This is a genomic window from Streptomyces sp. NBC_01450 (assembly GCF_036227505.1).
Classification (GTDB): domain Bacteria; phylum Actinomycetota; class Actinomycetes; order Streptomycetales; family Streptomycetaceae; genus Streptomyces.
Window position 1 is genome coordinate 8217293 of sequence record NZ_CP109480.1, and the last position, 24696, is coordinate 8241988.

Annotated in this window: 22 protein-coding genes; 15 read left to right on the forward strand and 7 right to left on the reverse strand. The window is 71.4% G+C overall.

Annotation, left to right across the window (positions count from 1 at the left end; all coding sequences use genetic code 11):
• The first annotated feature begins 27 nt into the window (after positions 1-27).
• Complete coding sequence (locus OG568_RS36465; protein ID WP_329534620.1) at positions 28-1020, forward strand: DUF3068 domain-containing protein; 993 nt, start codon at positions 28-30, stop codon at positions 1018-1020.
• On the opposite strand, the gene hrpB is transcribed toward OG568_RS36465, so the two are convergent.
• Both hrpB and OG568_RS36475 read right to left on the reverse strand, forming a co-directional pair.
• A complete protein-coding gene (hrpB, locus tag OG568_RS36470) occupies positions 1010-3571 on the reverse strand; it encodes an ATP-dependent helicase HrpB (protein WP_329534621.1) in 2562 nt (853 codons plus the stop codon). The two genes, OG568_RS36465 and hrpB, sit on opposite strands and share 11 nt — an antisense overlap.
• 4 nt (positions 3572-3575) lie before the next feature.
• A complete protein-coding gene (locus OG568_RS36475) occupies positions 3576-4457 on the reverse strand; it encodes a class I SAM-dependent methyltransferase (protein WP_385077814.1) in 882 nt (293 codons plus the stop codon).
• A 336-nt stretch (positions 4458-4793) separates the two neighbouring features.
• Between OG568_RS36475 and rpsA the strand changes: the two genes are divergently transcribed.
• The 5 genes from rpsA (at position 4794) to OG568_RS36500 (ending at position 10391) form a co-directional block, all read left to right on the forward strand.
• Positions 4794-6293 carry a 30S ribosomal protein S1 gene (gene rpsA / locus OG568_RS36480; RefSeq protein ID WP_266415113.1) on the forward strand — a complete coding sequence of 500 codons (1500 nt, stop codon included), beginning with the start codon at positions 4794-4796 and terminating at the stop codon, positions 6291-6293.
• Between the two features lie 340 nt (positions 6294-6633).
• Positions 6634-8160, forward strand: a complete 1527-nt coding sequence (locus OG568_RS36485) for a flavin monoamine oxidase family protein (RefSeq protein WP_329536556.1) — start codon at positions 6634-6636, stop codon at positions 8158-8160.
• Positions 8161-8325: 165 nt separating this feature from the next.
• Positions 8326-9264, forward strand: coding sequence for a PAC2 family protein (locus OG568_RS36490; RefSeq protein ID WP_329534622.1), 939 nt, complete (start codon positions 8326-8328; stop codon positions 9262-9264).
• 87 nt (positions 9265-9351) lie between these two features.
• Positions 9352-9960, forward strand: a complete 609-nt coding sequence (gene coaE / locus OG568_RS36495) for a dephospho-CoA kinase (RefSeq protein WP_329534623.1) — start codon at positions 9352-9354, stop codon at positions 9958-9960.
• A gap of 50 nt (positions 9961-10010) precedes the next feature.
• Positions 10011-10391, forward strand: a complete 381-nt coding sequence (locus OG568_RS36500) for a tetratricopeptide repeat protein (protein ID WP_329534624.1) — start codon at positions 10011-10013, stop codon at positions 10389-10391.
• Positions 10392-10620: 229 nt separating this feature from the next.
• Here OG568_RS36500 and OG568_RS36505 read toward each other — a convergent pair whose 3' ends face one another.
• Positions 10621-10887: a DUF6343 family protein gene (locus tag OG568_RS36505; RefSeq protein ID WP_266415121.1), complete on the reverse strand. Its 267-nt coding sequence runs from the start codon at positions 10885-10887 to the stop codon at positions 10621-10623.
• Positions 10888-11095: 208 nt separating this feature from the next.
• Between OG568_RS36505 and OG568_RS36510 the strand changes: the two genes are divergently transcribed.
• Positions 11096-11995 (forward strand): acyltransferase domain-containing protein, encoded by a 900-nt coding sequence (locus OG568_RS36510; RefSeq protein WP_266591042.1) that lies wholly within the window; start codon positions 11096-11098, stop codon positions 11993-11995.
• Positions 11996-12201: 206 nt separating this feature from the next.
• On the opposite strand, the gene OG568_RS36515 is transcribed toward OG568_RS36510, so the two are convergent.
• Positions 12202-12675 (reverse strand): RNA-binding S4 domain-containing protein, encoded by a 474-nt coding sequence (locus OG568_RS36515; RefSeq protein ID WP_329534625.1) that lies wholly within the window; start codon positions 12673-12675, stop codon positions 12202-12204.
• Between the two features lie 147 nt (positions 12676-12822).
• Between OG568_RS36515 and OG568_RS36520 the strand changes: the two genes are divergently transcribed.
• From OG568_RS36520 to OG568_RS36555, 8 genes are all read left to right on the forward strand, one after another.
• Positions 12823-13644: a uracil-DNA glycosylase gene (locus OG568_RS36520; RefSeq protein ID WP_329534626.1), complete on the forward strand. Its 822-nt coding sequence runs from the start codon at positions 12823-12825 to the stop codon at positions 13642-13644.
• Positions 13645-13653: 9 nt separating this feature from the next.
• Entirely contained in the window at positions 13654-14616 is a 963-nt protein-coding gene (gene pip / locus OG568_RS36525) for a prolyl aminopeptidase (RefSeq protein ID WP_329534627.1), read from the forward strand.
• A gap of 122 nt (positions 14617-14738) precedes the next feature.
• On the forward strand, positions 14739-15545 hold the full coding sequence (locus OG568_RS36530) for a nucleotidyltransferase domain-containing protein (RefSeq protein ID WP_329534628.1): 807 nt from the start codon (positions 14739-14741) through the stop codon (positions 15543-15545).
• 41 nt (positions 15546-15586) lie between these two features.
• The gene (locus OG568_RS36535) at positions 15587-16318 is read left to right on the forward strand and encodes a DUF7873 family protein (protein WP_329534629.1); all 732 of its coding nucleotides are present in this window, start codon (positions 15587-15589) and stop codon (positions 16316-16318) included.
• 614 nt (positions 16319-16932) lie between these two features.
• Positions 16933-18810, forward strand: coding sequence for an FUSC family protein (locus tag OG568_RS36540; protein ID WP_329534631.1), 1878 nt, complete (start codon positions 16933-16935; stop codon positions 18808-18810).
• Positions 18811-18926: 116 nt separating this feature from the next.
• The gene (locus OG568_RS36545; protein WP_329534633.1) at positions 18927-20099 is read left to right on the forward strand and encodes a cytochrome P450 family protein; all 1173 of its coding nucleotides are present in this window, start codon (positions 18927-18929) and stop codon (positions 20097-20099) included.
• A gap of 85 nt (positions 20100-20184) precedes the next feature.
• Positions 20185-20874, forward strand: a complete 690-nt coding sequence (locus OG568_RS36550; protein ID WP_329534634.1) for a DUF899 domain-containing protein — start codon at positions 20185-20187, stop codon at positions 20872-20874.
• 197 nt (positions 20875-21071) lie between these two features.
• The gene (locus tag OG568_RS36555) at positions 21072-21245 is read left to right on the forward strand and encodes a hypothetical protein (protein WP_095855250.1); all 174 of its coding nucleotides are present in this window, start codon (positions 21072-21074) and stop codon (positions 21243-21245) included.
• Positions 21246-21257: 12 nt separating this feature from the next.
• Here the strand turns inward: OG568_RS36555 and OG568_RS36560 are convergent, their stop codons facing one another.
• From OG568_RS36560 to OG568_RS36570, 3 genes are all read right to left on the reverse strand, one after another.
• Positions 21258-23168 carry an ABC transporter ATP-binding protein gene (locus tag OG568_RS36560; protein ID WP_329536557.1) on the reverse strand — a complete coding sequence of 637 codons (1911 nt, stop codon included), beginning with the start codon at positions 23166-23168 and terminating at the stop codon, positions 21258-21260.
• A 288-nt stretch (positions 23169-23456) separates the two neighbouring features.
• Positions 23457-23903: a hypothetical protein gene (locus tag OG568_RS36565; RefSeq protein ID WP_329534635.1), complete on the reverse strand. Its 447-nt coding sequence runs from the start codon at positions 23901-23903 to the stop codon at positions 23457-23459.
• Positions 23900-24598, reverse strand: a complete 699-nt coding sequence (locus OG568_RS36570; RefSeq protein ID WP_329534636.1) for an ATP-binding protein — start codon at positions 24596-24598, stop codon at positions 23900-23902. The genes OG568_RS36565 and OG568_RS36570 overlap by 4 nt, the downstream gene beginning before the upstream one ends.
• Between the last annotated feature and the right edge of the window lie 98 nt (positions 24599-24696).

The following is a 24696-nucleotide window of genomic DNA, read 5'->3' on the forward strand; positions in this document are numbered from 1 at the left end:
CCGTAACTCTCAGGGAGGGACGCCGAGATGCGTCGCAAGGCCAGCCTGATCCTGCTCGCCTTCGCCGTGTTCTTCGCGGCGCTGTCCCCGCTGCTGCGCTGGTACGCCTTCCCGCGGCTGGCGAAGATCCCCGCCAACCAGTACCAGGACATGGTCCTGGAGGCGAAGGACGCGACCCTGCTCGACTACGGCACCATGCAGGCCAAGAAGGTCCCCAAGGTCACCATCGTGCAGACCCTCAAGGGCAACGTCGAGGCCTCCGACCGCATCGAGAAGACCGCGGGCCGTGACGTCGTCGTCTGGGACAGCCTCTCCTACGTGCAGGGCCCCGACGGGAAGATGGTCTCCAAGCTCCCCGAGCGCTACATCTTCGACGCGCACAGCCAGGACCCCGTCCACGCCACCGGGGAGTCCGTCGACGGCGACCCCGTCACGCGCGAGGGCATCGAGTTCAAGTGGCCCTTCCGCACGGAGAAGCGGGACTACGAGTACTTCGACGCGCAGACCCGTACCTCGGCGCCCATCCACTACAAGGGCACCCAGACCTTCCGCGGCGTCAAGGTGTACTACTTCGAGCAGACCATTCCCTGGACGAAGGTCAAGCTCCCCAAGGTCATGCCCGTCCAGGGCATCACTCCGGAGTCGGTCGCCAAGACGGGCACGACACGCTGGTACACGACCGTCCGCAAGTTCTGGGTGGAACCCGTCACCGGAGCGCCGGTCTACGGCGAGGAGATCCACAAGGAGGAGCTGCGGGGCGGCACGCTCCTCGGGGACCGCGACAAGGTGACCGCCTTCGCCGGGCACGTGAAGATGCGCGAGGACTACATCAAGCACACCGTCGCCCTCGTCAAGTCCAACCGCACCCTGATCCTGCTGCTGACGTCGTACCTCCCCTGGGGCTTCCTGCTCCTGGGCGGGGCCCTGCTGTCCCTCTCCCTCTACCTGGAGGCGCGCAGCCGCCGCCCTGGCGACCCGGCCCCCACGGAGGCGGCGGAACCGGAACCGGTCAACGCCTGAGCCGCGCGTTGGTGTGCCGGGTCGGCTCGGCCATCGCCGGGTCCTCGGGCCACGGATGTCTGGGGTAGCGGCCCCGCAGCTCCGCCCGCACCGCCCTGTACCCGTCCTTCCAGAAGGAGGCGAGGTCGGCGGTGACGGCGGCGGGGCGCCCGGCGGGCGAGAGCAGATGGACGAGCACGGGCACACCCGCGACCGTCGGTGACTCGTGCAGCCCGAACATCTCCTGCAGCTTGACGGCGAGCACCGGCTGCTCGGGGGCGGCGTAGTCGATCCGGATCCTGGACCCGCTGGGCACCTCGATCCGCTCGGGCGCGAGCTCGTCCAGCCGGGCCGCGTCTCCCGTGGCCCAGGGCAGCAGCCGGTTCAGCGCCTGCCCGGCGTCGATCCGCGCCAGATCGGCCCGCCGCCGGGCACGGCCGAGCTCCGGCTCCAGCCACTCGTCCACGCGCGCGTGGAGCGCGTCGTCGGACACGTCGGGCCAGGGTTCACCCAGGTGCAGCCGCAGAAACCCGAGCCGGCGCCGCAGCCCCTCGGCATCCGGGGACCACCGCAACAGCCCGAACCCGTCCTCCCGCAGCCCCTCGAGCAACGCCTCCCGTACGAGCCCGGGGTCGGCGTTCTTCAGCGGACGCACCGCCAGCTCCACGGCCCCGAGCCGTTCGACCCGCCGCGCGACGACGTCGCCGTCGGCCCAGTGGACCTCGTCGCCCTCGCTGTGCAGGGGCGCCGCGGCCCGCCGTGCCGTCTCCTCGTCGGCCACGGCGGCAAGTCGCACGCGCGCGTGCCCGGCCCCGACGGGCCGATCGGCCACGGCGACCGCCAGCCAGGGCGCGCCGCGCAGCGCCGAGCCGTCGCCGATGTCGGCACGGGTGCCGTTGAGCATGAGGCAGGAGCCGCCCTGCGACCGCGCGAGCCGCTCGGGGTACGCCAGGGCAGCCACAAGCCCGACCACGCGATCATCGCCGCCACCGGCGGGCCACGGCCCACCCTCGATCCCGCCACCGCGGGCGCTGTCCAGGGCGGACGGGCTGGAGAGTCCCGTCGACGCCGAGCGCAGGCGTCGGGACTCGGTGCGCCAGCGGGCCGCGTAGGGGTCGCCGCCGCGTCGGGCCAGGCGCCAGGCCCCGGCCAGGTCGTCGCCGTACTCGCGGGGCGGCTCCTCGCTCAGCAGGGCGACCACTTCGGCGGCGCGGTCGGCGCCCACCACGGGGGCCGCGTCCAGCAGCGCGCGGGCCAGCCGGGGGTGCAGACCCAGCCGGGACATGCGGACACCGCGTTCCGTGGCCCGGCCGGCCGCGTCCACGGCACCCACCGCCGACAGGACGGACCGCGCCGCCGCCATCGCCCCGCCCGGCGGCGGGTCCAGCAGTGCCAGCCCCGTCGCCCCAGGATCGCCCCAGCAGGCCGCCTGCAGGGCGAACGCCGTCAGGTCGGCCACTTTGATCTCCGGAGCGGGGAAACGCGGCAGGCGGGCGTCCTCGGCCTCCGTCCAGCAGCGGTACACCCGTCCGGGCGCCTCACGCCCGGCCCGCCCCGCCCGCTGCCGCCCGGCCGCCTGCGAGGCCCGTACCGTCGTCAGTGCGCTCAGCCCGCGCGCGTGGTCCACCCGCGGCTCCCGTGCCAGCCCGGAGTCGACGACCACCCGTACCCCCGGAACCGTCAGCGACGACTCCGCCACGGAGGTCGCCAGGACCACCCGGCGCCGGTCCCCGGTCAACGGTGACAGCACCGCGTCCTGGACGGCGGCGGGCGCCCGCCCGTGCACCTGGAGCACGTCGACCCGGCCGCCCGGATCTCCCAGCAGACCCGCCACCCGCGCGATCTCCCCGACCCCGGGGAGGAAACACAGGACGTCCCCCTCGCACTCCGCCAGCGCGCGCCGCACCACCGACGCGACATGCGTCAGCAGCGCCGGATCGACACGCATGCCGTGCGGCGGCCGTACCGGACGTGCCGGAGGCGCCCACTCCACCTCCACCGGATAGGAGACGCCCTCCGCCGCGACGACGGGCGCGTCGCCGAGCAGCCGCGCCCACCCCGCCGCGTCCGTCGTCGCCGACGCGGCCAGGAGGCGCAGCTCGGGACGGAGCGCGGCCCGTACGTCCAGGAGGAACGCGGCGACGGTGTCGGCGTCCAGATGACGTTCGTGGCACTCGTCGAGCACCACCACGTCGACGCCCGCGAGCTCCTGGTCCCGCTGGAGCCGCTGGAGGAGGACGCCCGTCGTGACGACCTCCACACGCGTGCGTGGCCCCACCACCCGCTCCCCGCGCACGGTGAACCCGACGCTCTCGCCGACCTTCTCGCCGAGCAGCCACGCCATCCGCCGTGCGGCGGCCCGGGCGGCGATCCGACGCGGCTCGGCGACCACGACCCTGCGCCCCGGCCGTGCGCCGTCCAGGAGCCCGGCGAGCGCCAGCGGCACGAGGGTCGTCTTGCCGGTCCCGGGCGGCGCCACGAGCACGGCGCTGCCGCCGCCCTCCAGGGCGTCGTCCAGGGCGGGCAGGGCGCCGCGTACGGGCAGCGCGTCCAGGGCGTCGTAACGGATCACCCGTTCAGTCTCGTACGCACACGAAGATCGCCGTACCGGGGATCAGGTTTCCGCGCAGCGGGGACCAGCCGCCCCACTCCTGGGTGTTCCAGGCGGGCCACTGCGGCTCGACCAGGTCGAGCAGCCGGAAGCCCCCGGCCACCACGTCCCGCACCCGGTCGCCGACCGTCCTGTGGTGCTCGACGTAGACCGCGCGGCCCTCCTCGTCCTGCTCGACGTAGGGAGTGCGGTCGAAGTACGAGGAGGAGACGGACAGCCCCTCGGGGCCGGGCTCGTCCGGGAAGGCCCAGCGGATGGGGTGCGTCACGGAGAAGACGAAGCGGCCGCCGGGGCGCAGCACCCGGTGGACCTCCTTCAGGACGCGCACCGGATCGGCGACGAACGGCAGCGCGCCGTACGCCGAGCACGCGAGGTCGAAGGAGCCGTCCGCGAAGGGCAGGGCGCCCGCGTCGGCCTCCACGAGGGGCACCCGGCCGCCTATGCGCAGCGCGTGCTGGAGCTGGCGGTGGGAGAGGTCCAGGGCGACCGGACGGGCCCCCTGGGCGGCCAGCCAGCGCGAGCACTGGGCCGCGCCGGCGCCGATCTCCAGGACGTCCTTGCCCTTGAGGTCCTCCGGCGGGCCGAGCAGCTCGGCCTCCACCTCGTCGAGGCCCTCGGGGCCCCACACGAAACGGTCGTCCCCGAGGAACGTGCCGTGCTCCGTCTGGTAGTCGTCCGCGTTCCGGTCCCACCAGCCGCGGTTGGCGCGGGAGCTCTCCGTGACGCCCGCGACACGCCGTGTCGCCTCCGGTTCGGCGGAATCCGGCTTCTGGTCCTCGGAGTGGTCCGGTTCTTGGATCTGGGGCTCTTGGATGATCGGCTCCCTCGTATTAGTCTGCGGCTCCAACCGGTCTCGGGAGTGTCACGGCAGGGGCTGCCTATGGCCCGCGTGGCCTCGTGAGACAGGTTTTGTGCCGGGTATGCGGCGATCCGCCCCGGGTGTGCGCCTTCGCGCATTGACCCTGCCCGGCTGCCCCCGTATGCTACAAGTTGCGCTGCGGGCCTGCGCTCCTCAGACGTAGCAGGCTGCGCTCGCATCTGTATGTATGTCCCCTCGGTTTTCGAGGCGCCTCCGGGTCACCGGATCGGCGCTTCCTTGGCTGTCCGGCTTCTACAGGGCGAAACGGGCTCCCGGCGTAAGCAGTACCTACGACTCTCTGTCCGTACCGGAGCCCTTTCCCACATGACGAGCAGCACCGAGACCACCTCTACCACGCCGCAGGTAGCGGTCAACGACATCGGTAACGAGGAAGCCTTCCTCGCCGCGATCGACGAGACGATCAAGTACTTCAACGACGGCGACATCGTCGACGGCGTCATCGTGAAGGTCGACCGGGACGAGGTCCTGCTCGACATCGGTTACAAGACCGAAGGCGTGATCCCGAGCCGCGAACTCTCGATCAAGCACGACGTCGACCCGAACGAGGTCGTCGCCGTCGGCGACGAGATCGAGGCCCTGGTTCTCCAGAAGGAGGACAAGGAAGGCCGCCTGATCCTGTCCAAGAAGCGCGCTCAGTACGAGCGTGCCTGGGGCACGATCGAGAAGATCAAGGAAGAAGACGGCATCGTCACCGGTACCGTCATCGAGGTCGTCAAGGGTGGTCTCATCCTCGACATCGGCCTCCGTGGCTTCCTGCCGGCTTCTCTCGTCGAGATGCGCCGTGTCCGCGACCTCCAGCCCTACGTGGGCAAGGAGCTCGAGGCCAAGATCATCGAGCTGGACAAGAACCGCAACAACGTGGTCCTGTCCCGCCGTGCCTGGCTGGAGCAGACCCAGTCCGAGGTTCGCCAGACGTTCCTCACCACCCTCCAGAAGGGTCAGGTCCGCTCCGGCGTCGTCTCCTCGATCGTCAACTTCGGTGCCTTCGTGGACCTGGGTGGCGTCGACGGTCTCGTGCACGTCTCCGAGCTCTCCTGGAAGCACATCGACCACCCCTCCGAGGTTGTCGAGGTCGGCCAGGAAGTCACCGTCGAGGTCCTCGACGTCGACATGGACCGCGAGCGCGTCTCCCTGTCGCTCAAGGCGACGCAGGAAGACCCGTGGCAGCAGTTCGCCCGTACGCACCAGATCGGTCAGGTCGTCCCGGGTAAGGTCACCAAGCTCGTTCCGTTCGGTGCGTTCGTCCGCGTGGACGAGGGCATCGAGGGTCTGGTCCACATCTCCGAGCTGGCCGAGCGCCACGTGGAGATCCCGGAGCAGGTCGTCCAGGTCAACGACGAGATCTTCGTCAAGGTCATCGACATCGACCTCGAGCGCCGCCGCATCAGCCTCTCGCTGAAGCAGGCCAACGAGTCCTTCGGTGCCGACCCGGCCTCGGTCGAGTTCGACCCGACCCTGTACGGCATGGCCGCGTCCTACGACGACCAGGGCAACTACATCTACCCCGAGGGCTTCGACCCCGAGACCAACGACTGGCTCGAGGGCTACGAGACCCAGCGCGAGGCGTGGGAGCACCAGTACGCCGAGGCGCAGTCGCGCTTCGAGCAGCACCAGGCTCAGGTCATCAAGTCCCGCGAGGCCGACGCTCAGGCCGAGGCCGAGGGTGCCACCTCCACGGGTGCGGCTCCGGCCGCCTCCGGTGGCGGTTCGTACTCCTCGGAGTCGGACGACACCTCCGGCGCCCTGGCGTCGGACGAGGCCCTGGCCGCGCTTCGCGAGAAGCTCGCCGGCGGCCAGAGCTGAACGCAGCTCACCGCTAGGCAGTCGAACGTGACTGCCGGGCAGTAGTGCATGACTGAGGGCCCGCACTCATCTGGGTGCGGGCCCTCAGCGCGTTTCCTCCCCAGTTGTTCCCCGTCGTCCCCTGTCGTCCCCTTGGGCGTCCAGCGGGCTGCACGTGTGCGGTTGCAGAAACGTGCGGGATACACGAGTAACTGACGGGCCGTAACCCGTCGTTGGGAGGCTTCCCCGGTCGTTCAAGATCGAAAGGGGAGCCCCCGTCATGGCACAACCTCAGAGCGGTCCTGGTACGAGTCGGCGTTCCTTCCTGCGCAACGTGGGTCTCACGGGCGGCGCGGGCACCATGCTCGCCACCATGGGAGCCCTCGGCCTCGCGCCCACGGCCGAGGCGGCCCAGCGCGAGCAGCCCTTCCGCGCCCCGCGGCCGGGCGACTTCACCCTCACCGGCCGCGGCGCCGCCAAGGTGGTCATCGTCGGCGGCGGCATCGCCGGCCTGGCCTCCGCGTACGAACTCGGCAAGGCGGGCTACGACTGTACGGTCCTGGAGGCCAGAGGCCGCACCGGTGGCCGCAACTTCACGGTCCGCGGCGGCGACACCACCACCGACCTCCACGGCACCATACAGACGGCCCGCTTCAGCGACGGCCAGTACATGAACTGCGGCCCCGCCCGCATCCCCCAGTGGATGATCACCCTCGACTACTGTCGCGAACTCGGCGTCCCCATCGAGGTGTTCACCAACGTCAACGCGGACGCGTACCTCTTCAACGAGTCCACCGGGATGAAGAAGCCCGTGCGGTACCGCACCGCGAAGGCCGACGTGTACGGCTATGTCTCCGAGTTGCTGGCCAAGGCCACCGACAAGGGCGCCCTGGACAAGGAATTGACCGCCACCGACCAGGAGAAGCTCGTCGAGTTCCTCAAGGACTGGGGGGAACTGGGCGACAAACTGACGTACGAGGGCGGCGAGCGCCGCGGGTACACGACCGTCCCGGCCGCCGCGGGCACCCCCGGAGTGCTCCTCGGCGACGTCCCCTCGGCCTCCGCCGTCCTCGCGTCCGGTGTCGGCCGCTACTTCTCCTTCGAGTTCGGCTTCGACCAGGCGATGCTGATGTTCCAGCCGGTGGGCGGCATGGACCGGATACCGCACGCGCTCACCGAGGCGATAGGCGCCCACCGCATCCGTACAGGGGCCGTGGTCTCCAAAATCACCGACAAGGGGAGCGGAGTTTCGGTCACCTACACCCAGTCGGGCCGTACGAAGGTGATCGACGCCGACTACTGCATAGGAGCCCTCCCGCCCAACATCCTCGCCAGGATCCCGCACAACCTCGGCTCCGGAGTGCAGAGCGCCCTGGAGGCGATCACTCCCTCGTCGGCGGCGAAGATCGGGCTCGAATACCGTTCCCGCTGGTGGGAGCTCGATCACCACATCTACGGCGGTATCACCGAGACCGACCAGGACGTCACGCACATCTGGCACCCCTCGTACGGCTTCCACGGCGCGCGCGGCGTGATGATCGGCTACTACAACTACGGCGACGACGCCGACTCGTACGCCGAGCTCACCCCCAAGGACCGCGAGAAGCGTGCCGTGGCGGCCGGAGTGAAGATCTACGGCGAGAAGTACCGCACGGAACTCGCGTCCTCCTTCTCGCACCACTGGCGTCAGACGCCGCACCTGGAGGCCGCCTGGCACAGCACCCCCGGCGGCCCCGACGACGTCCGCTACAAACCGCTGAACGAGCCCATGGGGCGCGTCTACTTCGCGGGCGACTGGCTCAGCTACACCGACGCCTGGCAGCACGGCGCGTTCACCTCAGCCCGCAAGGCGGTCAGCGCGCTGCACGCACGCGTGCTGTCGGCGTAGAACGAGCATGCTCCCTGTGTGCGAACAGGCTTCTGCTGGTGGCTGAGGGGCCGAGAGGCCGGTAAGCAGCACTTCGGCAAAAAGCACTGGTGATCGAGCGCGGGTGGGGAATGCCCGCGCTCCGCACCATGTTGTGGAGTACGAACACGAGGAGGAGCGGTCACAGTGCTTGATCCGCAGGGTTTGTACGCATGGGAGCCGAAGGGCCTGGCCGTGGTGGACATGGCGCTCGCCCAGGAGTCGGCCGGTCTGGTCATGCTCTACCACTTCGACGGATACATCGACGCGGGCGAAACGGGCGACCAGATCGTCGACCGCCTGCTCGACTCACTGCCCCACCAGGTCGTGGCCCGTTTCGACCACGACCGGCTCGTGGACTACCGGGCGCGCCGCCCGCTGCTGACATTCAAACGCGACCGCTGGACCGACTACGAGGAGCCCACGCTCGACGTGCGGCTCGTCCAGGACGCCACGGGCGCGCCCTTCCTGCTGCTGTCGGGACCCGAGCCGGACGTCGAGTGGGAGCGCTTCGCCGCCGCGGTCCAGCAGATCGTGGAGCGGCTCGGCGTACGGCTGTCCGTGACCTTCCACGGCATCCCCATGGGTGTCCCGCACACCCGCCCCGTGGGCGTCACCCCGCACGGCAACCGCACCGACCTGGTGCCGGGCCACCGCAGCCCCTTCGACGAGGCGCAGGTCCCGGGCAGCGCCGAGGCTCTCGTCGAGTACCGCCTCATGGAGGCCGGGCACGACGTCCTGGGCGTCGCCGCGCACGTCCCGCACTACATCGCCCGCTCTCCGTATCCGGACGCCGCGCTGACCGTCCTGGAGTCCATCACGGGCGCCACCGGCCTGGTGCTCCCCGGCATCGCGCACTCCCTGCGCACCGAGGCGCACCGTACCCAGACGGAGATCGACCGGCAGATCCAGGAGGGCGACGAGGAGCTCGTGGCCCTGGTCCAGGGCCTCGAGCACCAGTACGACGCCGCCGCGGGCGCCGAGACGCGGGGCAACATGCTCGCGGAACCGGTGGACATCCCGTCGGCGGACGAGATCGGGCTGGAGTTCGAGCGCTTCCTGGCGGAGCGCGAGGGCGACTCCTAGGGCGAGCGACGCACGAGGCGAGGGCGAGGCGTGGTCCCTTCGGGGGCCCTGGGGGACTTGTCACCGGCAGGCCCTAAGCTCTCGGTCATGCTGAGGGTTGGCCTGACCGGCGGTATCGGCGCCGGCAAGAGCGAGGTGTCACGGCTGCTGGTGCGGCACGGCGCGGTGCTGATCGACGCGGATCTGATCGCGCGGGAGGTCGTCGCGGCCGGCACTCCCGGGCTCGAGGCTGTCGTGGAGGCCTTCGGGCCGGACGTACTCGCGGCCGACGGGGGCCTGGACCGCCCCAAACTGGGCTCGGTCGTCTTCGCCGACCCCGAGAAGCTCGCCGTCCTGAACTCGATCGTGCACCCCCTGGTGGGTGCCCGCTCCCGCGAGCTCGAGAGCGCCGCGGCCGAGGACGACATCGTGATCCACGACGTCCCGCTGCTCGCCGAGAACGCCCTCGGACCGCTGTACGACCTCGTGGTCGTCGTCGACGTCAGCCCCGAGACCCAGCTCGACCGTCTCGTGAGGCTGCGCGGCATGACGGAGGCGGACGCCCGCGCCCGCATGGCCGCCCAGGCCACCCGCGAGAAGCGACTGAGCATCGCGGACGTCGTCATCGACAACGACGTACCTCTGGAAGAGCTCGAGGGGCGGGTACGGGAGGTTTGGGCGGATCTTGTCCGCCGGGCGCACGCTCGAAAGGAATAGCCGCCCTCGGCGGGCGCGTTGAACCCGTTCAGTGAGGGAAGGACTCTGCCGTGCCCGAGACCAGCGGATCGACCGGACGTACTCCGGAGACGCATGTCATCGACTTCCGCGCCGCCGAGCAACTGCTCGCCGCGCGGGACCCGCGGGGTGCGGTGAAGCTCCTCGATTCAGTGATCGCCGCGCATCCGGAGAACACCGCCGCCCGGCTGCTGCGCGCGCGTGCCTTCTTCGCCGCCGCGCAACTGCGGCCCGCCGAGCTGGAGTTCACGATCGTCCTGGAGCGCGAGCCGGACAACGCGTTCGCGCACTTCGCGCTCGCCCGCACCTATCAGCGCCAGCTCCGCCCCGACCAGGCCAAGCGGCACTTCCGGCTGGCCGCCGCGCTCGACCCCAACCCCGAGTACCTGGAAGCGGCGTGCTTCGACTCGTGACGCGTGGCTAGTGCCGCGGCAGGCAACGTTCGCCCCGTCGCGACGCCCGGCACGCTCCCCCACTGCCTCAAGGGCGTGGGCGGTGCCCCCACTCGCCGCACCGGCCGAAAGCCCAAGTACGTCCAGTACGAGGAGTTCCGGCCGGCACGCCGAGAGCACGCACCGGACGCCGCTCCTTGACGGGCAAACGTTGCCTGCCGCGGCACTAGTCGTGGCCGTCGCCGGCCCGCTACGGGTGACGGTGCTCCGGAGGCCGGTACGGCGGGACGTCGCGGCCCGGCTGGTAGTGCGGCCCCTGATGGATGTGGCGCAGGATCATGGTCATGTCGACGGTGACGACCAGCCACAGCACCCCGCACGCGGCCGCCCAGCCGGGGCGTCCGACCAGCGCGAACGCGGCCGTACCGAAGATCGTCCAGACCAGGCCCCAGACACTCAGCCAGAAGCGCATGCGCAGCGCGCTGCGCGCTGTCGTCGGTTCACTGCCTGTACGCATACGGATCACTACTCCGTGACGCTGATCCGTGACCATCGCTCCTACGGGAAACGTACTCTTCGTCGTGCACGTTGACCAAGGGGCCGCGAGCGGGCAGCGGCCGGACCGACGGGAGGCGCGGGTGCTGCTGGAGGCGCTGCGGGCGGACGCGAGGCTCGCCGAGTGGCTGAGGGACCTGGAGAGCGAGGGCGCTCCCCGGCTGGAGGCGGTGCTCCCGGACGCGGACGAGCTGCCGGACGTCCTGCTCGACCTGACCGTGGCCCACGAGCACATCAACGAACTCGTCGCGCTGCGCGGCCGACTCGTGGCCGACCCGGAGGCGATGACGCTTCTCGCCCGGTGCGTCGGCCGCTTCGTACGGGACATGGGGGAGATCGGCAAGGGCTGGGAGCCGCCCGCCTTCCCCGAGTCGGCGGGGCCGCTCGGACGCTGCTTCCACCTGTACGTCTTCGTCGCGGCGCTCCCCTACGTACGGGCCTACCACCGTGGACGCGGCATCCCCGACGAGGTGTCCCGGCGCACCCTGGCCGACCTCGGACGGCATGTGTCCGTGCACCACAGACGGCTGGGGACGCCGGGGCTGCTGTTCCCCTGGTGGATCGCCCTGCACTTCCACGGAGAGCTGTTCCAGCTGGGCCGGCTGCAGTTCCAGCGGTCGCGGCTCGGCCGGCGCACGGGGCGGGCCGTCGCGGCGGCGGGCCTCGACGCCGGTCCCGGCGACCCCTGTCTGAGCCTGCACATATCCGACTTCCGCGGGCCGCTGGCACCCGCCGCCTGCGAACGGTCGCTCGCGCTGGCCCGGGAGTTCTTCGCCCGGCACTATCCCGACGAGCGCTACGAGATCGCCGTCTGCCACTCCTGGCTGCTCGATCCGCAGCTCGGGCGGTATCTCCCGGCGGACTCGAACATCGTCCGCTTCCAGGAACGCTTCCGGATCGCGTACCAGGAGACGACCCCGGACGACGGGGTGCCGGTCGGCTTCGTCTTCGGCGATCCGGAGCTGCCCACGCGGGCACTGCCGCGGCGGAGCGCGGTGGAGCGTGCGGTGGGGGACCATCTGCGCGGGGGCGGGCACTGGTACGTCGGGCACGGCTGGTTCGCGCTGTAGCCCGTTTCCGGTCCACGGCGATGAGTTCCGAACGCGCCCCCGGTCCACCCCTGCGACAGCAACGCGTACCGCTCTGGTCCGGCGATTGCGGCGGCGGGCATGACCGATGACCGCGCATGACGGCCCTACGGCGTCGAGGGCTCCCCGAGTGACACGGGGAGCCCTCGACGCCGTACGCGACACCCTCGGGCTCGGGGGACCCGGGTTCAGGGGGTCTCGGGGCCGCCGAGGCCCCGCAGGCGTTCCATCTCGCGGCGGTCGCGCTTGGTCGGGCGGCCCGCTCCACGGTCGCGGACGCCGGCCGGGGCGACCGCCTCGCGCGGCGGGGGCGGCGGGCTGTTGTCGACGTAGCACTCGACGGCGGCGGGCGCGCCGACTCGCTTGCGGATCACCCGCTTCACGACGACGACCCGCTCCCGGATCCCCTGGCGCAGGCGCACCTCGTCACCGACCCGCACGGCGTACGCGGGCTTGACACGCTCCCCGTTCACCCGGACGTGTCCGCCCCGGCAGGCGGTCGCGCCCATCGAGCGGGTCTTGACCAGACGTACGGACCAGATCCAGCTGTCGACCCGTACGCTCTCGCCGCCCGCCGGACGGGCGGCCTCGGCGGCCGCCACCGCCCTCTCCTCGTCGATCTTGTCGTCGTCGCGCTCGACGTCCGCACCCTCAGAAGCCATGCCTCGACTCTAGAAGAGTCCCGGCCCGGCATGTCCCGGTGGCTGTACCGCGAATCGGTTGAAGCTGCGACAGAGAGCGTCGGCATCGGGGTGGGAGTCACCGCCTGCACCCTCGGTATGCGGCGTCGAGGCTCGTACGGTGGGGGCATGGACAACAGCTCGGCCGGCAGGAGCGATCCCGGCATCGGCGGGGGCCTGGACGACCCGGGTGCATCCGGTGATCGTGACGACCTGGGTGCGGTGGGCGCACTGAGTGATCTGGACGCACGGATCGTCGGGTGCCGGGCCTGTCCGCGACTGGTCGCCTGGCGCGAGGAGGTCGCCCACACCAAGCGCGCGGCCTTCGCCGACCAGACGTACTGGGGCCGCCCGGTCCCCGGCTACGGACCCGCCGACGCCTCGCTGCTCATCGTCGGGCTCGCACCCGCCGCGCACGGCGCGAACCGCACCGGGCGGATGTTCACGGGGGACCGCTCCGGAGACGTGCTCTACGCGGCGCTGCACGACGTGGGGCTCGCCTCACGCGGGACCTCGGTGAGCGCGGACGACGGACTGGAGCTGTACGGCGTACGCCTCACCTCGCCCGTGCGCTGCGCCCCGCCCGCCAACAAGCCGACACCCGGCGAGCGGGACACCTGCCGACCGTGGCTCGTACGGGAGTTGGAGCTGATGCGGCCCACGCTGCGGGCGGTGATCGTGCTGGGAGCCTTCGGCTGGCAGGCCGCACTGCCGGCCTTCGCCGCGGCGGGGTGGACGGTGCCCCGGCCCAGGCCGGTGTTCGCACACGGGGCGAGGGCCTCTCTGGAGTCGCGGGACGGTCCGGCGTCGGGCTCCCTCGAGCTCTTCGGGTGCTTCCACGTCAGCCAGCGGAACACGTTCACCGGACGGCTGACGCCCGCCATGCTGCGGGACGTGCTGCGTACGGCGGCCGGGGCGGCGGGGCTGACGACACGACCGTACGACGGTTAACCTCGCCCGATGGGCCTGTATCCGGAGATCGAACCGTACGACCACGGCATGCTCGACGTCGGCGACGGCAACCGCGTGTACTGGGAGGTCTGCGGGAACCCCGACGGCAAGCCCGCCGTCATGCTGCACGGCGGCCCGGGGTCCGGCTGCGGCCCTTGGTTCCGGCGCTACTGCGACCCCGCCAAGTACCGGATCGTGCTGCTCGACCAGCGCGGCTGCGGACGCTCCACGCCGCACGCCGCCGTGTACGGGACGGACATGGCCGTCAACACGACGGCGCATGTGATCGGCGACCTGGAGCTGCTGCGACAGCACCTGGGCATCCGGCGGTGGCTGGTGTGGGGCGTGTCGTGGGGGTCGGTGCTGGGGCTGCGGTACGCGCAGACGCATCCGGACGTCGTCTCCGAACTGGTGCTGACCGCGGTGGCCACCGGCTCGAACGCCGAAGCGGCCCTGCTGACCAGGGGACTTGGACACTTCTTCCCCGAGGCCTTCGAGCGGTTCCTCGCCGAACTGCCCGACGGGGAGCGGGACGGGAACCTCGCGGCCGCCTACAACCGGCTGCTCGAATCGCCCGACCCCGAGGTGCGGGCGCGGGCGGCGCGGGCCTGGACCGACTGGGAGACGGCGATCGTCCCGGCGCCGCCGAGGTCGGTGGAGCGCTATGAGAACCCGGAGTTCCGCATGGGCTTCGCGCGGACCGTCACCCACTACTTCGGCAACGACCACTTCCTGGGGGAGGACAACGACGAGGGCGTCGTGATCCGCGAGGCGCCCCTGCTGAAGGGGATCCCCGGCACCCTCGTCCAGGGCAGCCTCGACTTCGGCAACCTGCTGGGCACGGTGTGGCGGCTCCACCACGGCTGGCCCGACAGCGAGTTGGTCGTCGTGGACGACGTGGGGCACACCATGGGGGCGAGTGGTGTGGTGGGCGCGTTGGTGGCGGCGACGGACAAGTACGCCCAGCGCTAGGCGACTTCAGGCTCTGGGAGCCTTTGTTTCGCCGAAGAGGTGCCGCACGGTCGACCGGTAGGTGGACCCCCACCGCGGGATATCGGCTCGACAGACCCGCCATCCCACGGCATCCTCACCCCATGCCCGCACCGACCCGACCGCCGCACATCGACGACGAGAAGTTCCTCGACCAGGTCGCCGACCGCCTGGCCGCCCTCCCCGCCGTCCGGGCCGTCGCCCTCGGTGGCTCCCGCGCGCAAGGTACCCACGGTCCCGGCAGTGACTGGGACGTGGCGATCTATTACCGGGGCGCCTTCGACCCCGACGACCTGCGGGCCGTCGGCTGGCAGGGCGAGGTCTCGGAGATCGGCGGCTGGGGCGGCGGTGTGTTCAACGGCGGGGCCTGGCTGACCGTCGAAGAGCGTCGTGTCGACGTCCACTATCGCGATCTCGACGTGGTGGAAGGGGAGTTGGCGAGGGCGGAGCAGGGACGGTTCCATGTGGAGCCGCTCCTCTTCCATCTCGCCGGCATCCCGAGCTATCTCGTCGTCGCCGAGCTCGCCGTCAACGGTGTCCTGCGCGGCGAACTGCCCCGACCCGCCGCCTACCCGGCGAAACTCCGCGCCTCCGCCACCGCCCACTGGCACGGCACCGCCCACGCCACTCTCGCCTACGCCAAGGCCAACCATGCACCCGCCGGTCGCCTCACCGAGGCCGTGGGAGCACTGGCGACCGCCGCCCTGCAGACCGCTCACGCGGTGCTCGCGGCGCGCGGGGAGTGGGTGACGAACGAGAAGCGGCTGCTGGAGCGGGCCGGGCTGAGAGGGATCGACGAGGTCGTGCGCGGCGGGGTGAACGAGCCGGAAGGGCTGGTGCACATGCTCGGGCGGGCGGAGGAGGTCCTGGACGCCGCGGTCGCCCGGGCCCGGGAATCCGGCGCCGAATAACCCTTCGAAAAGCGCCTGTTGTCACTGCTACCGTCACCGACGTGGCGAAACTCAATCAGATCATCGCAGTGGAGAAGGGCATCAAGTCCAAGTCCCATCAGGACCTGACGGCCGCTCATCACGGGCTGCAGAAGCCCGCATTGCTGGCCGGCATCTCGCGGACCTATCAGCCGAAGGACGAGGAGGGCGAGCAGCTGCCGACCGAGTCGACGCGGGTGCAGGTGCAGGCCGAGGACGTGCTGCGGGAGACCGCGGGGACGCTCACCCGGCTGTTCGACGTGACCGCCACCAAGGACTGGGCGAACTGCACGGCCCGGGCGGACGTGAAGGTGGACGGACGGGTCCTCGTCGCCGACGTGCCCGTCTCGTATCTGCTGTTCCTCGAGAAGCAGCTCACCGATCTCAACACCTTCGTGCGGAAGTTGCCCGTTCTCGACGCCTCCGAGTCATGGGTGCAGGACCCGTCGACGGACGCGTGGAAGACCGAGCCCGTGCGGACGCTGCGGACGAAGAAGGTGCCGCGCAACCACGTCAAGGCCGAGGCCACGGAGAAGCATCCCGCCCAGGTCGAGGTGTACTACGAGGACATTCCCGTCGGGTACTGGACGACCGTGAAGTTCTCCGGCGCCCTGCCCGCGCGGCGTGTGAACGAGCTGCTCGACCGGGTCGAGAAGCTGCAGCAGGCCGTCAAGTTCGCCCGGGAAGAGGCGAACGGCGTGGACGTCGTCGACCAGCGTGTCGGAGACTCCGTGTTCGGCTACCTGTTCGGGTAGCCTCAAGAACTCCCCGGCCACAACGCACCACGGCCGGGGTGCGCGAGGAGCGCAAGCTGAACCTGAAGCTTGTCGTGAATGCACGGTTCCAGTGGAGGTTCGAGTCCTCCCCGCGGCACCACACGGCACTCCACCGAGTGCCCACGCGCCGCGGTAGCCCAATTCGGCAGAGGCAGACCGTGATCAATCTCAGACTCTTGCTCCAGACTCAGCATTCGCCGCCGATCGCCGGATCGACCGGGCCCAGGCCCCAGTACGCCGAAATGCTGGTTCAAGTCCAGTCCGCGCAGCTCGATGCGTGGTGGTCCAAAGGCAGGACGCGGCGACATAACGACTGACCTGGGTTCTCAAGCGTGCCGGCGTGTGACATGGGTGGCATCACAAGGGTCCGGGGGCCGGCTACGCCCTCGGACCCGCTCCCTTTCGTTCCCGGCCGACAGTTCGTTCCCGGCCGACCGGCAGTTGCGTTCATAAAGAACGCGGCATCCCCGTGATGTGTCACCTTCCGGAAATACATACGTTCCATTTCCTCCAGCAACGCGATCTACCGTAGGCAGTACACCGCCCGGCCGACGTCGCCCGAAGGCGCCCCGCCCTCGCCCGACAGGAGCCCCGTGTCCCGCCTCAGTGCCGCCGTACCGCCCTGGCTCGCCCATGCCCTGCGCGCACAGCACGGCCCCGTGCCCTGGAGCGCGGTCGTGCGGGGCGCCCTGGCCGCCGGGCCGCTGCTGCTCGTGGCGGTACTGAGCGGGCGTACGTCCGTCGGTGTCGTCGCCGCTCTGGGCGCCATGCTCGCCGGGATCAACGACCGGCCGGGCAGTCGCAGAGCCGCGGTCAGGCGGCTCGGGGTGCCGGCGCTCGCGGGCGCCGGTGGGCTGCTCGTGGGGTCGTACGCGGGACAGCAGGTCGGCGCGGTGACGCTCACCCTCCTCCTCACCGTGCTCGGGCTGCTCGCCGGAGCCGTCAGCGCCGTCGGGCCCGTCGCGAGCGGCGCGGGTACGCAACTGCTCGTCGCCGCCTCCATCGGGGCCGGGATGCCGCTGCCCGAGCCCGGCTGGCAGCGTGCGCTCCTCTTCGTCGGCGGGGCCGGCTGGCTGCTCGTGCTGCGGCTCGCGCTGCCCACGCCCGGGGCCACCGCCGGGGACTACCGCTTCGACGGGGAGCGGGACGCAGTCGGGGGCGTGTACGACGCCGTCGCCGCGCTGCTCGAAGCGGTCGGGGGGCTGGACGCGCCCGCTCGCCGGGTCGCCCTCACCGCCGCGCTCGACCACGCCCAGGACGCGCTCGGCGGGCCCCGGCTGCGGCGCTACGCCGGCTCCGCGGCCGAGCGGCGGCTGCACGCGCAGTACGCCGCCGCGCTCCCGCTCGCCGAAGCCGCCACCGCGCTCGCCTGGGCGGGCGAGGCGGTGCCCGCGAGGGCCGCCGAAGGGCCGCGGCGGCTCGCCGTCGCCGTACGGACCAGCACGCACACCGGGCCGCTGCCCGCGCCCGCCCGCTCGGCACCGGCCCTGCGAGCCCTGGACGACGCACTCCTGCACGCCGCCGACGCCTTCGACGGGGGTGGCGACGACAACGCGTTGCACACGCGGCGGCGTACCGCCGCGTCCCTCGCCCGCACGGCCCTCGGCTCCGGAGGGCGCGAGTACGGGCTGCGCGTCGCCCTCTGCTTCGGCACCGCCGTGGCCGTGGCGCAGGCCCTGCACCACGCCCGCTGGTACGGCAACCACTCCCACTGGTACTGGCTCCCCGCGACCGCCGTCTTCCTGGTCAAGCCCGACCTCGGGCCGCTCGTCTCGCGCGTGATCTGCCGGGCGGCGGGAACCGTGCTCGGCGCCGTCCTCTTCGCCGGGTTCGCGGCGCTGCTGCCGCGCCCCGCCGGACTGGTCGCCCTGGTCGCGCTGTGCGGCGCCCTGATCCCCGTCGCCACCCGGCACTTCGCGGCGCAGACCGCCGTCGTCACCGTCCTCGTACTCTCCCTCGTCATGGTGGGCGGCGAGCCGGGGGCCTCCTGGAGCCGGATCGGGGAGACGCTGCTGGCCTGCGCGATCGTGCTGCTCGTCGGACACCTGCCGGCGCTCGGGCAGCGCGGGGGAGGGGTACGGGCCCGCCTCACCCGCGCCACCGAGGCCGCGCACACGTACCTCGCCCACGTACTGGACGACGGCACGACCGACGACCGGTCCGGCCGCTGGGCCCTGCGCCGCGAGGCCTACCGCGCGCTCGCCGAGGCCCGCGCCGCGATCGACCTCGCCGCCGCCGAACTCCCCGCACTGGCCCGGCACGCCGAGGGCACGGACGAGGTCGCGGCCACCCTCGAACGCCTCGTCGACACCACGACCGCGTGCGCCGTACAGCTCGACGACAACGGACGGCTCACCCCCCAGCACACCGAACGCATCGCCGAACTCCTCGACGAACTGGCCGAGGCACGTGAACGGGCGGGGCTGGTGGCGAAGGAGGGGCAGGAGCCCACGGTTTCGCTCGCGGGCTGAGCAGCGGGAGGCCGACCTGGGAGCTGGGGGAGCGATCGCCCGCGCTCGTCGACCGGGACCACGACAGACGGATTCAGGAGTACGACACCTGATCCACTCTGCCTAGGGTGGAGGGTATGGACCCCGCAGAAGGCCTCATCGATCACCCGTACGCCGTCTACGACCGCCTGCGCGACACCGCGCCCGTACATCGCGTCGCCGGTACCGACGGCAACCCCGCCTGGCTCGTCACACGGTACGACGACGTCCGCGAGGCGCTCGCGAACCCACTGCTCTCGGTGGACAAGAGGCATGCGCTGCCCGGGAGTTACCAGGGGTTATCGTTGCCGCCCGCTCTCGACGCCAACCTCCTCAACATGGAGGCGCCCGACCACACCCGCATCCGACGCCTGGTGGTCCGCGCCTTCACCTCGCGCCGCGTCGAACAACTGCGCACTCCCGTACGGGAAACCGCCGACCGACTCCTCGACGCGCTCGGACCGCACGGCAACGCCGACCTGATCGCCGCGTACGCCGCGCCCCTGCCGATCACCGTCATCTGCGACCTGCTCGGCATTCCGGTGGAGCACCGCCGCGACTTCCGGGCCTGGACCGACGTGCTCGTCGCACCTGACCCGGCGCGTCCCGGGGCCGCCAAGGAGGCGGTCGTGGCCATGCTCGGGTTCCTCACCCGACTCCTCGCGGAAAAACGGAAGACACCGGCGGACGACCTGCTCTCCGACCTGATCGCGGTGCGCGACGAGGGCGACCGGCTCTCCGAGGACGAGCTGATGTCACTCGCCTTCCTCATCCTCTTCGCGGGCTACGAGAACACCGTGCAGCTCATCGGCAACGCCATCCTGGGGCTGCTCACCCACCCCGACCAGTTGGCCGCCCTGCGCGCGAACCCGGAGCGATTCCCCCACGCGGTCGAGGAGTTCGCACGCCACGAAGGACCCGCGCTGCTCGCCATCCGGCGCTTCCCCGTCGAGGACGTGACGATCGGCGCGGTCACCGTGCCCGTGGGTGAGACCGTCCTGCTGTCCCTGGCCGCGGCCAACCGGGACCCGGCCCGCTTCCCCGACCCCGAGCGCCTCGACCTCGACCGGGACGCCTCCGGCCATCTCGCCCTCGGCCGGGGCATCCACTACTGCGTGGGCGCGCCGCTGGCCCGCCTGGAGACGGAGATCGCCCTGTCCGCGCTCCTGGAACGCCTTCCGGACCTCGCGCTCGACGCCGACCCGGCCGAGCTGCGGTGGCGGCCCTCCCTGCGCGCCCGCGGCCTGCTCGCGCTCCCGGTGACGTACTGAATCCAGGAATTCTCCGCCGGCACCGATGAGTTCCGCTCCCACGCCCGGTCACCACTGCGAAGGCACCGTTGCGTAGGAGGGGCACATGACGCTTCCGCAGATCGTCTCGAGCGAGGAGTGGCGCGCCGCGCGCGCGAAACTGCTGGTCAAGGAGAAGGCGGCGACCCGCGCGCGGGACGCGCTCAACGCGGAGCGGCGCGGGCTGCCGATGGTCGAGATCGACAAGGAGTACGTGTTCGAGGGCGGCGACGGCAAGGCGACGCTGCTCGACCTCTTCGGGGGGCGCCACCAACTCGTCGTCCACCACTTCATGTTCGCGCCGGAGTGGGAGGCGGGCTGCCGCAGCTGCTCGGCCTTCCTCGACCAGATCGGCCACCTCGCCCATCTGCGCGCCCGGGACACGGAGTTCGCCGCCGTGTCCCGGGCGCCGTACACGAAGATCCTGCCCTTCAAGGCCCGGATGGGCTGGACGGTGCCCTGGTACTCGTCGTACGACAGCGACTTCAACCACGACTTCCGGGTGTCCGTCGAGGTCGACGACGAGCCCTACGAGCGGCCGGGCGTGAGCTGCTTCCTGCGGGACCGCGACCGGGTCTTCCACACCTACTCGACGTATGAGCGCGGCCTCGACGGGCTCGGCTCGACGACCACCCTGCTGGATCTCACCGCACTCGGCCGACAGGAGGAGTGGGAGAAGCCGCGGGGGCGCGCCTCGGCACTCGGGGCGCCGGCGGGCAGCGAGCGGATCCGGTATCACGACGAGTACGAGGACTGACAAGAAAATACGGGAAAGGGAAACTCACGAAAACTCACGGAATGAAACGCGCACCGGCCGAGAGTTCCCCCACATCGGGGTAGTGAACGAGTGTTGACTATGTCTCAGTACCGTCACTGACCGAGCCGTTCACCCCGCCTTTGGCGTTTAACTCTATGAGTACGCGTCATGAGTACGGCGCTACATGGAGGTGCAGGGTGAACGGGCGAATGGTGCTGGAGCGCTTTCCCGCCGGTGGGCCGCGCGGTTCGTGGCCCGCCGAGGAGTTCGCGCAGGCGTGCCGCCTTCAGGGGCAGGCCGCCGAGGTCGTCATGGACCTCGCCTCGGACGCGTTCCTGGTGATCGTGCGTGCCGGGGAGCTCGTCGAGTGAGGCCGGCCGAGGTCAGCCCGCCTTCGGAGCGGGCACTTTCGTGGACGCTTCTGTGGGCACATTCGTAGGCGCCTTCGTGGACACCTTCGTCGTGAACTGCTCGGCCTGCAAGGAGTACAGCTCCGCGTAGACGCCGCCCTTGGCCAGCAGTTCGTCCGGACTGCCGGACTCCACCAGGCGGCCCTGATCGAGGACGTGCACCAGATCGGCGTGGCGGACCGAGGCCAGCCGGTGGGTGATGAGGACGACCGTCTGGCCGCTGCCCGCCAGGGCCCTGATCTTGTCGAAGACCTCCAGCTCGGCCCGGGCGTCGAGCGCCGCGGTCGGCTCGTCCACGATCAGGATGCGACCACGGCGGTACGCGGCCCGTGCGATGCCCAGCCGCTGCCACTGTCCGCCCGACAGCTCGTGCCCGCCGCTGAACCCGCGGGCCAGCAGCGTGTCCAGGCCGCGGGGCAGGTCGGCGACCACGTCCTCGGCACCGGCCTCCGCGACCGACGAGTTGACGCGCTCGTCCGTCAGCGGCGCCGAGGCACGGCCGACCGCGATATTGACGCGGGCCGTGAACGGCCAGCGTTTGAAGTCCTGCGCCACCATCGCGATGCGTTCGGCGAGTTGCTGCCGGTCCGCGGCCGCCGCGTCGACGCCGTCCCACAGGATCCGGCCCCGCTCGGGCGCGTACAGGCCCGCGAGCAGCTTCACCAGGGTCGTCTTGCCCGAGCCGTTCTCACCGACGAGCGCCACGATCTTGCCGAGCGGCAGGCGCAGGGTGACGTCCGCGAGCGCCGGCCGGGTCGAGGCGCCCGGATAGGTGAACGTGACGTTCTCGAAGCGGATCTCGCTCGGATCGTCGGGGAGCGGCTCGCCGCCCACCGGGATCGCGCGCTCGGCCGCCTCCACGTACAGGCGCTGCAGATCGCCCACGAACAGGGCTTCCTCGTGCAGGGAGTTGACCTCCAGGACGAGTGTGTCCAGGCTCGCGGAGCCGGTGCGGATCGCGATCACGGCCGTACCGGCGACGGAGAGCGCCATCGCACCGGTGAGCAGCAGCGCGCCGAGCGTCGCGTACGTCGCCACGGTGGCGATGCCGGTCCAGGCCGCCGCGATCAGGCCGGTGCGGGCGGAGAGCCGGGCCAGCCGGGCCTGTTCGGCCTCGGCGGTCTCCGACATCGAGCGGAAGTGGCGCAGCAGGAACGGGCCGACGCCGTGCACGCGGATCTCCGGGGCCGCCGCGGGCTCGGAGAGCAGGTTGCTGATCAGGTGCCCGGCGCGGGCGTGCTGCACCCAGGTGTGGAAGGACTCGTAGCGGCGCCGGGCGATGGTCAGGGAGCTCCAGGCGCTCGGCAGGGTCATCGTCACGAGCAGCGGCAGCAGGGCGGGGTGCAGCACGGTCAGCACGCCCGCGGCCGCGATCAGCGAGATCATCGCGTTCACCACGCGGGTGGCGATCGCGATCATGCGGCGGGCCGAGGAGGCCCCGTACTGCGCGGTGTCCAGCAGTTTGTGGAAGGCGTCGTCCTCGATCGCGGACAGTTCGACGGCCGCCGCGCGCTCCAGATACAGCTCGGTGGCGACGCGCTCCACCTTGGGCTCCAGGCGCCCGGTGGCGTACGTCGAGGCCGCCCTCAGCAGCGCGCCGAGCAGCATGACGGCGGCGACCGTGATCAGCGCCGGGACCGCGCCGCGCAGCCGGTCCGCGACGGGACCGCTCGTCATCAGCCGGCCCAGGACGCTGTTGACGGCCAGCAGGCTCACCGCCTGTGCGGCGCCCCTGGCCAGTTCGGCGGACATCACGATCCGGGCGGCGCGGCGGTCCGCGGTCCAGGCGAGCCGGAAACTGGACGCGAGCAGGGACGGCAGCCGCGTCACCATCGCGCGGAAGTTCAACTCCAGGAACGCTTCGGAGTGCTGCGACCAGCCCATGTCGTAACGCAAGGGGCCGCCGAAGAGCAGGTGTTCGGAGGCGGACGGCGCCGGTTCTTCGTCGTGGCGTTTCTTCTTGCGGGCATTCCCTGTGGCTTTCCCCACCAACGGCCTCCCCGGGAACGGATGAACGGTGCCTTCCCCAGGAACGCGGCGCTCCACTCGTGATGACGGCGGAGGACGGGTGGCTACCGGCGCACTTCGGACACGCCCGCCAGCCCCCCGGGGCCGGAGGATCACGCGCCGATCGTCGACCGGAGGGTCACGCGCTGTCCGCCGACCGGAGGGTCACGCGCTGATCGGACGTGACCAGACGGGTGTCGTACCGGTGACCCGGCACAGGGCCAGATAGAGGGGGATCGGCGGGGTGTAGGGCAGGGTGCCGGCCGGCTTGTGGATGAGTCCGGGGGCGTGCGGGGCGTCCGGTACGACCGCCCCGGCGGCGTAGTGGGCGGGCGCGGGCCAGTCCAGGACGACGTCGGACTCGGAGGGCACGAGCCACCACCAGTGCGCGCCGTCGGCGTACACACAGCCCACCCGGGGGAGCCGTGTCATCAGCAGGGGTCCGAAGCCGGCGGGCACCGCGACCGCGTCGCAGCCCAGCGGTACCGTCATGCCCTCGGGCACGGGGAGACGTCGTGGCGCCCCGGACGCCGTCCGCTCACGCTTCAGGCGGACCAGCGTGTCCAGGCTCAGGACCTGAGCCCCGGGTCGTGTCGCCGACGTACCCGTCACAGCCTCCCCCGGTCCCTGCTCCGCCTGCTCGGAGGGATCCCCATGGTCCGCGTACCCCAGGGTCGTTCCGCTCCCCAGGATCGTTCCGTCTCCTGGGATCGTTCCGTCCCCCAGGATGCTTCCGTCGCGGTGCCCCGGCCGTCGGTCGTCGGCTTCCTCGCGCCCCATCCGAGGTCGGATCGGGCCTCCGAAGCCCCCGTGGCACAGTCCGCCGGGGAGCGCGGGAGATCCGCCCACACCAGCAGCCCCGGCGCGGTGTCCTGGGCACCCCAGGACCGGCACACGGCCGCGACGAGCAGCAGCCCCCTGCCGTGCTCCTCGTCAGGGCGCTGCGGCGAGGGGTGCGGCTCACCGGGAGCGCATCCCTCGTCGCGTACGGCTATCCGCACCAGGTCGTCACCGTCGTGCAGCTCGCACACCACACGCGCGCTCGCGCTGTGCACGATGGCGTTGGTGACCAGCTCGGAGACGACGAGGACCGCCGTGTCGCAGGTGTCGTCGGAGAGGGCCCAGCCGGAGAGCCGGGCGCGCGTCAGGTGCCGGGCCTGAGCCACGGAACCCGGGTGTGCGGCCAGCTCGAAGCGGAACCGGCGCACGGCGGCGGCGCCAGGGCGCACCCCTGCGGCGGCACGCAGACCGGAGCGGTCCTCGGCGGCGTCTGTTCCTAAGGGCGCGGACGGAATCACGCTTGCCACTATCTCCCCGCCGTGAACACTTGGCAAGTGTCACTCTGAAAATTGCAGAGTGCCATGTGACTCCGAGAAGGGCCGTGGCACACTGCTGGCAACAGCAC

Coding starts and splice junctions, on each gene's coding strand:
- OG568_RS36465 (WP_329534620.1), top strand. CDS start 28: ATGCGTCGCAAGGCCAGCCTGATCCTGCTCGCCTTCGCCGTGTTCTTC.
- rpsA (WP_266415113.1), top strand. CDS start 4,794: ATGACGAGCAGCACCGAGACCACCTCTACCACGCCGCAGGTAGCGGTC.
- OG568_RS36485 (WP_329536556.1), top strand. CDS start 6,634: ATGCTCGCCACCATGGGAGCCCTCGGCCTCGCGCCCACGGCCGAGGCG.
- coaE (WP_329534623.1), top strand. CDS start 9,352: ATGCTGAGGGTTGGCCTGACCGGCGGTATCGGCGCCGGCAAGAGCGAG.
- OG568_RS36505 (WP_266415121.1), bottom strand. CDS start 10,887: ATGCGTACAGGCAGTGAACCGACGACAGCGCGCAGCGCGCTGCGCATG.
- OG568_RS36515 (WP_329534625.1), bottom strand. CDS start 12,675: ATGGCTTCTGAGGGTGCGGACGTCGAGCGCGACGACGACAAGATCGAC.
- OG568_RS36520 (WP_329534626.1), top strand. CDS start 12,823: ATGGACAACAGCTCGGCCGGCAGGAGCGATCCCGGCATCGGCGGGGGC.
- pip (WP_329534627.1), top strand. CDS start 13,654: ATGGGCCTGTATCCGGAGATCGAACCGTACGACCACGGCATGCTCGAC.
- OG568_RS36530 (WP_329534628.1), top strand. CDS start 14,739: ATGCCCGCACCGACCCGACCGCCGCACATCGACGACGAGAAGTTCCTC.
- OG568_RS36545 (WP_329534633.1), top strand. CDS start 18,927: ATGGACCCCGCAGAAGGCCTCATCGATCACCCGTACGCCGTCTACGAC.
- OG568_RS36550 (WP_329534634.1), top strand. CDS start 20,185: ATGACGCTTCCGCAGATCGTCTCGAGCGAGGAGTGGCGCGCCGCGCGC.
- OG568_RS36560 (WP_329536557.1), bottom strand. CDS start 23,168: ATGGGCTGGTCGCAGCACTCCGAAGCGTTCCTGGAGTTGAACTTCCGC.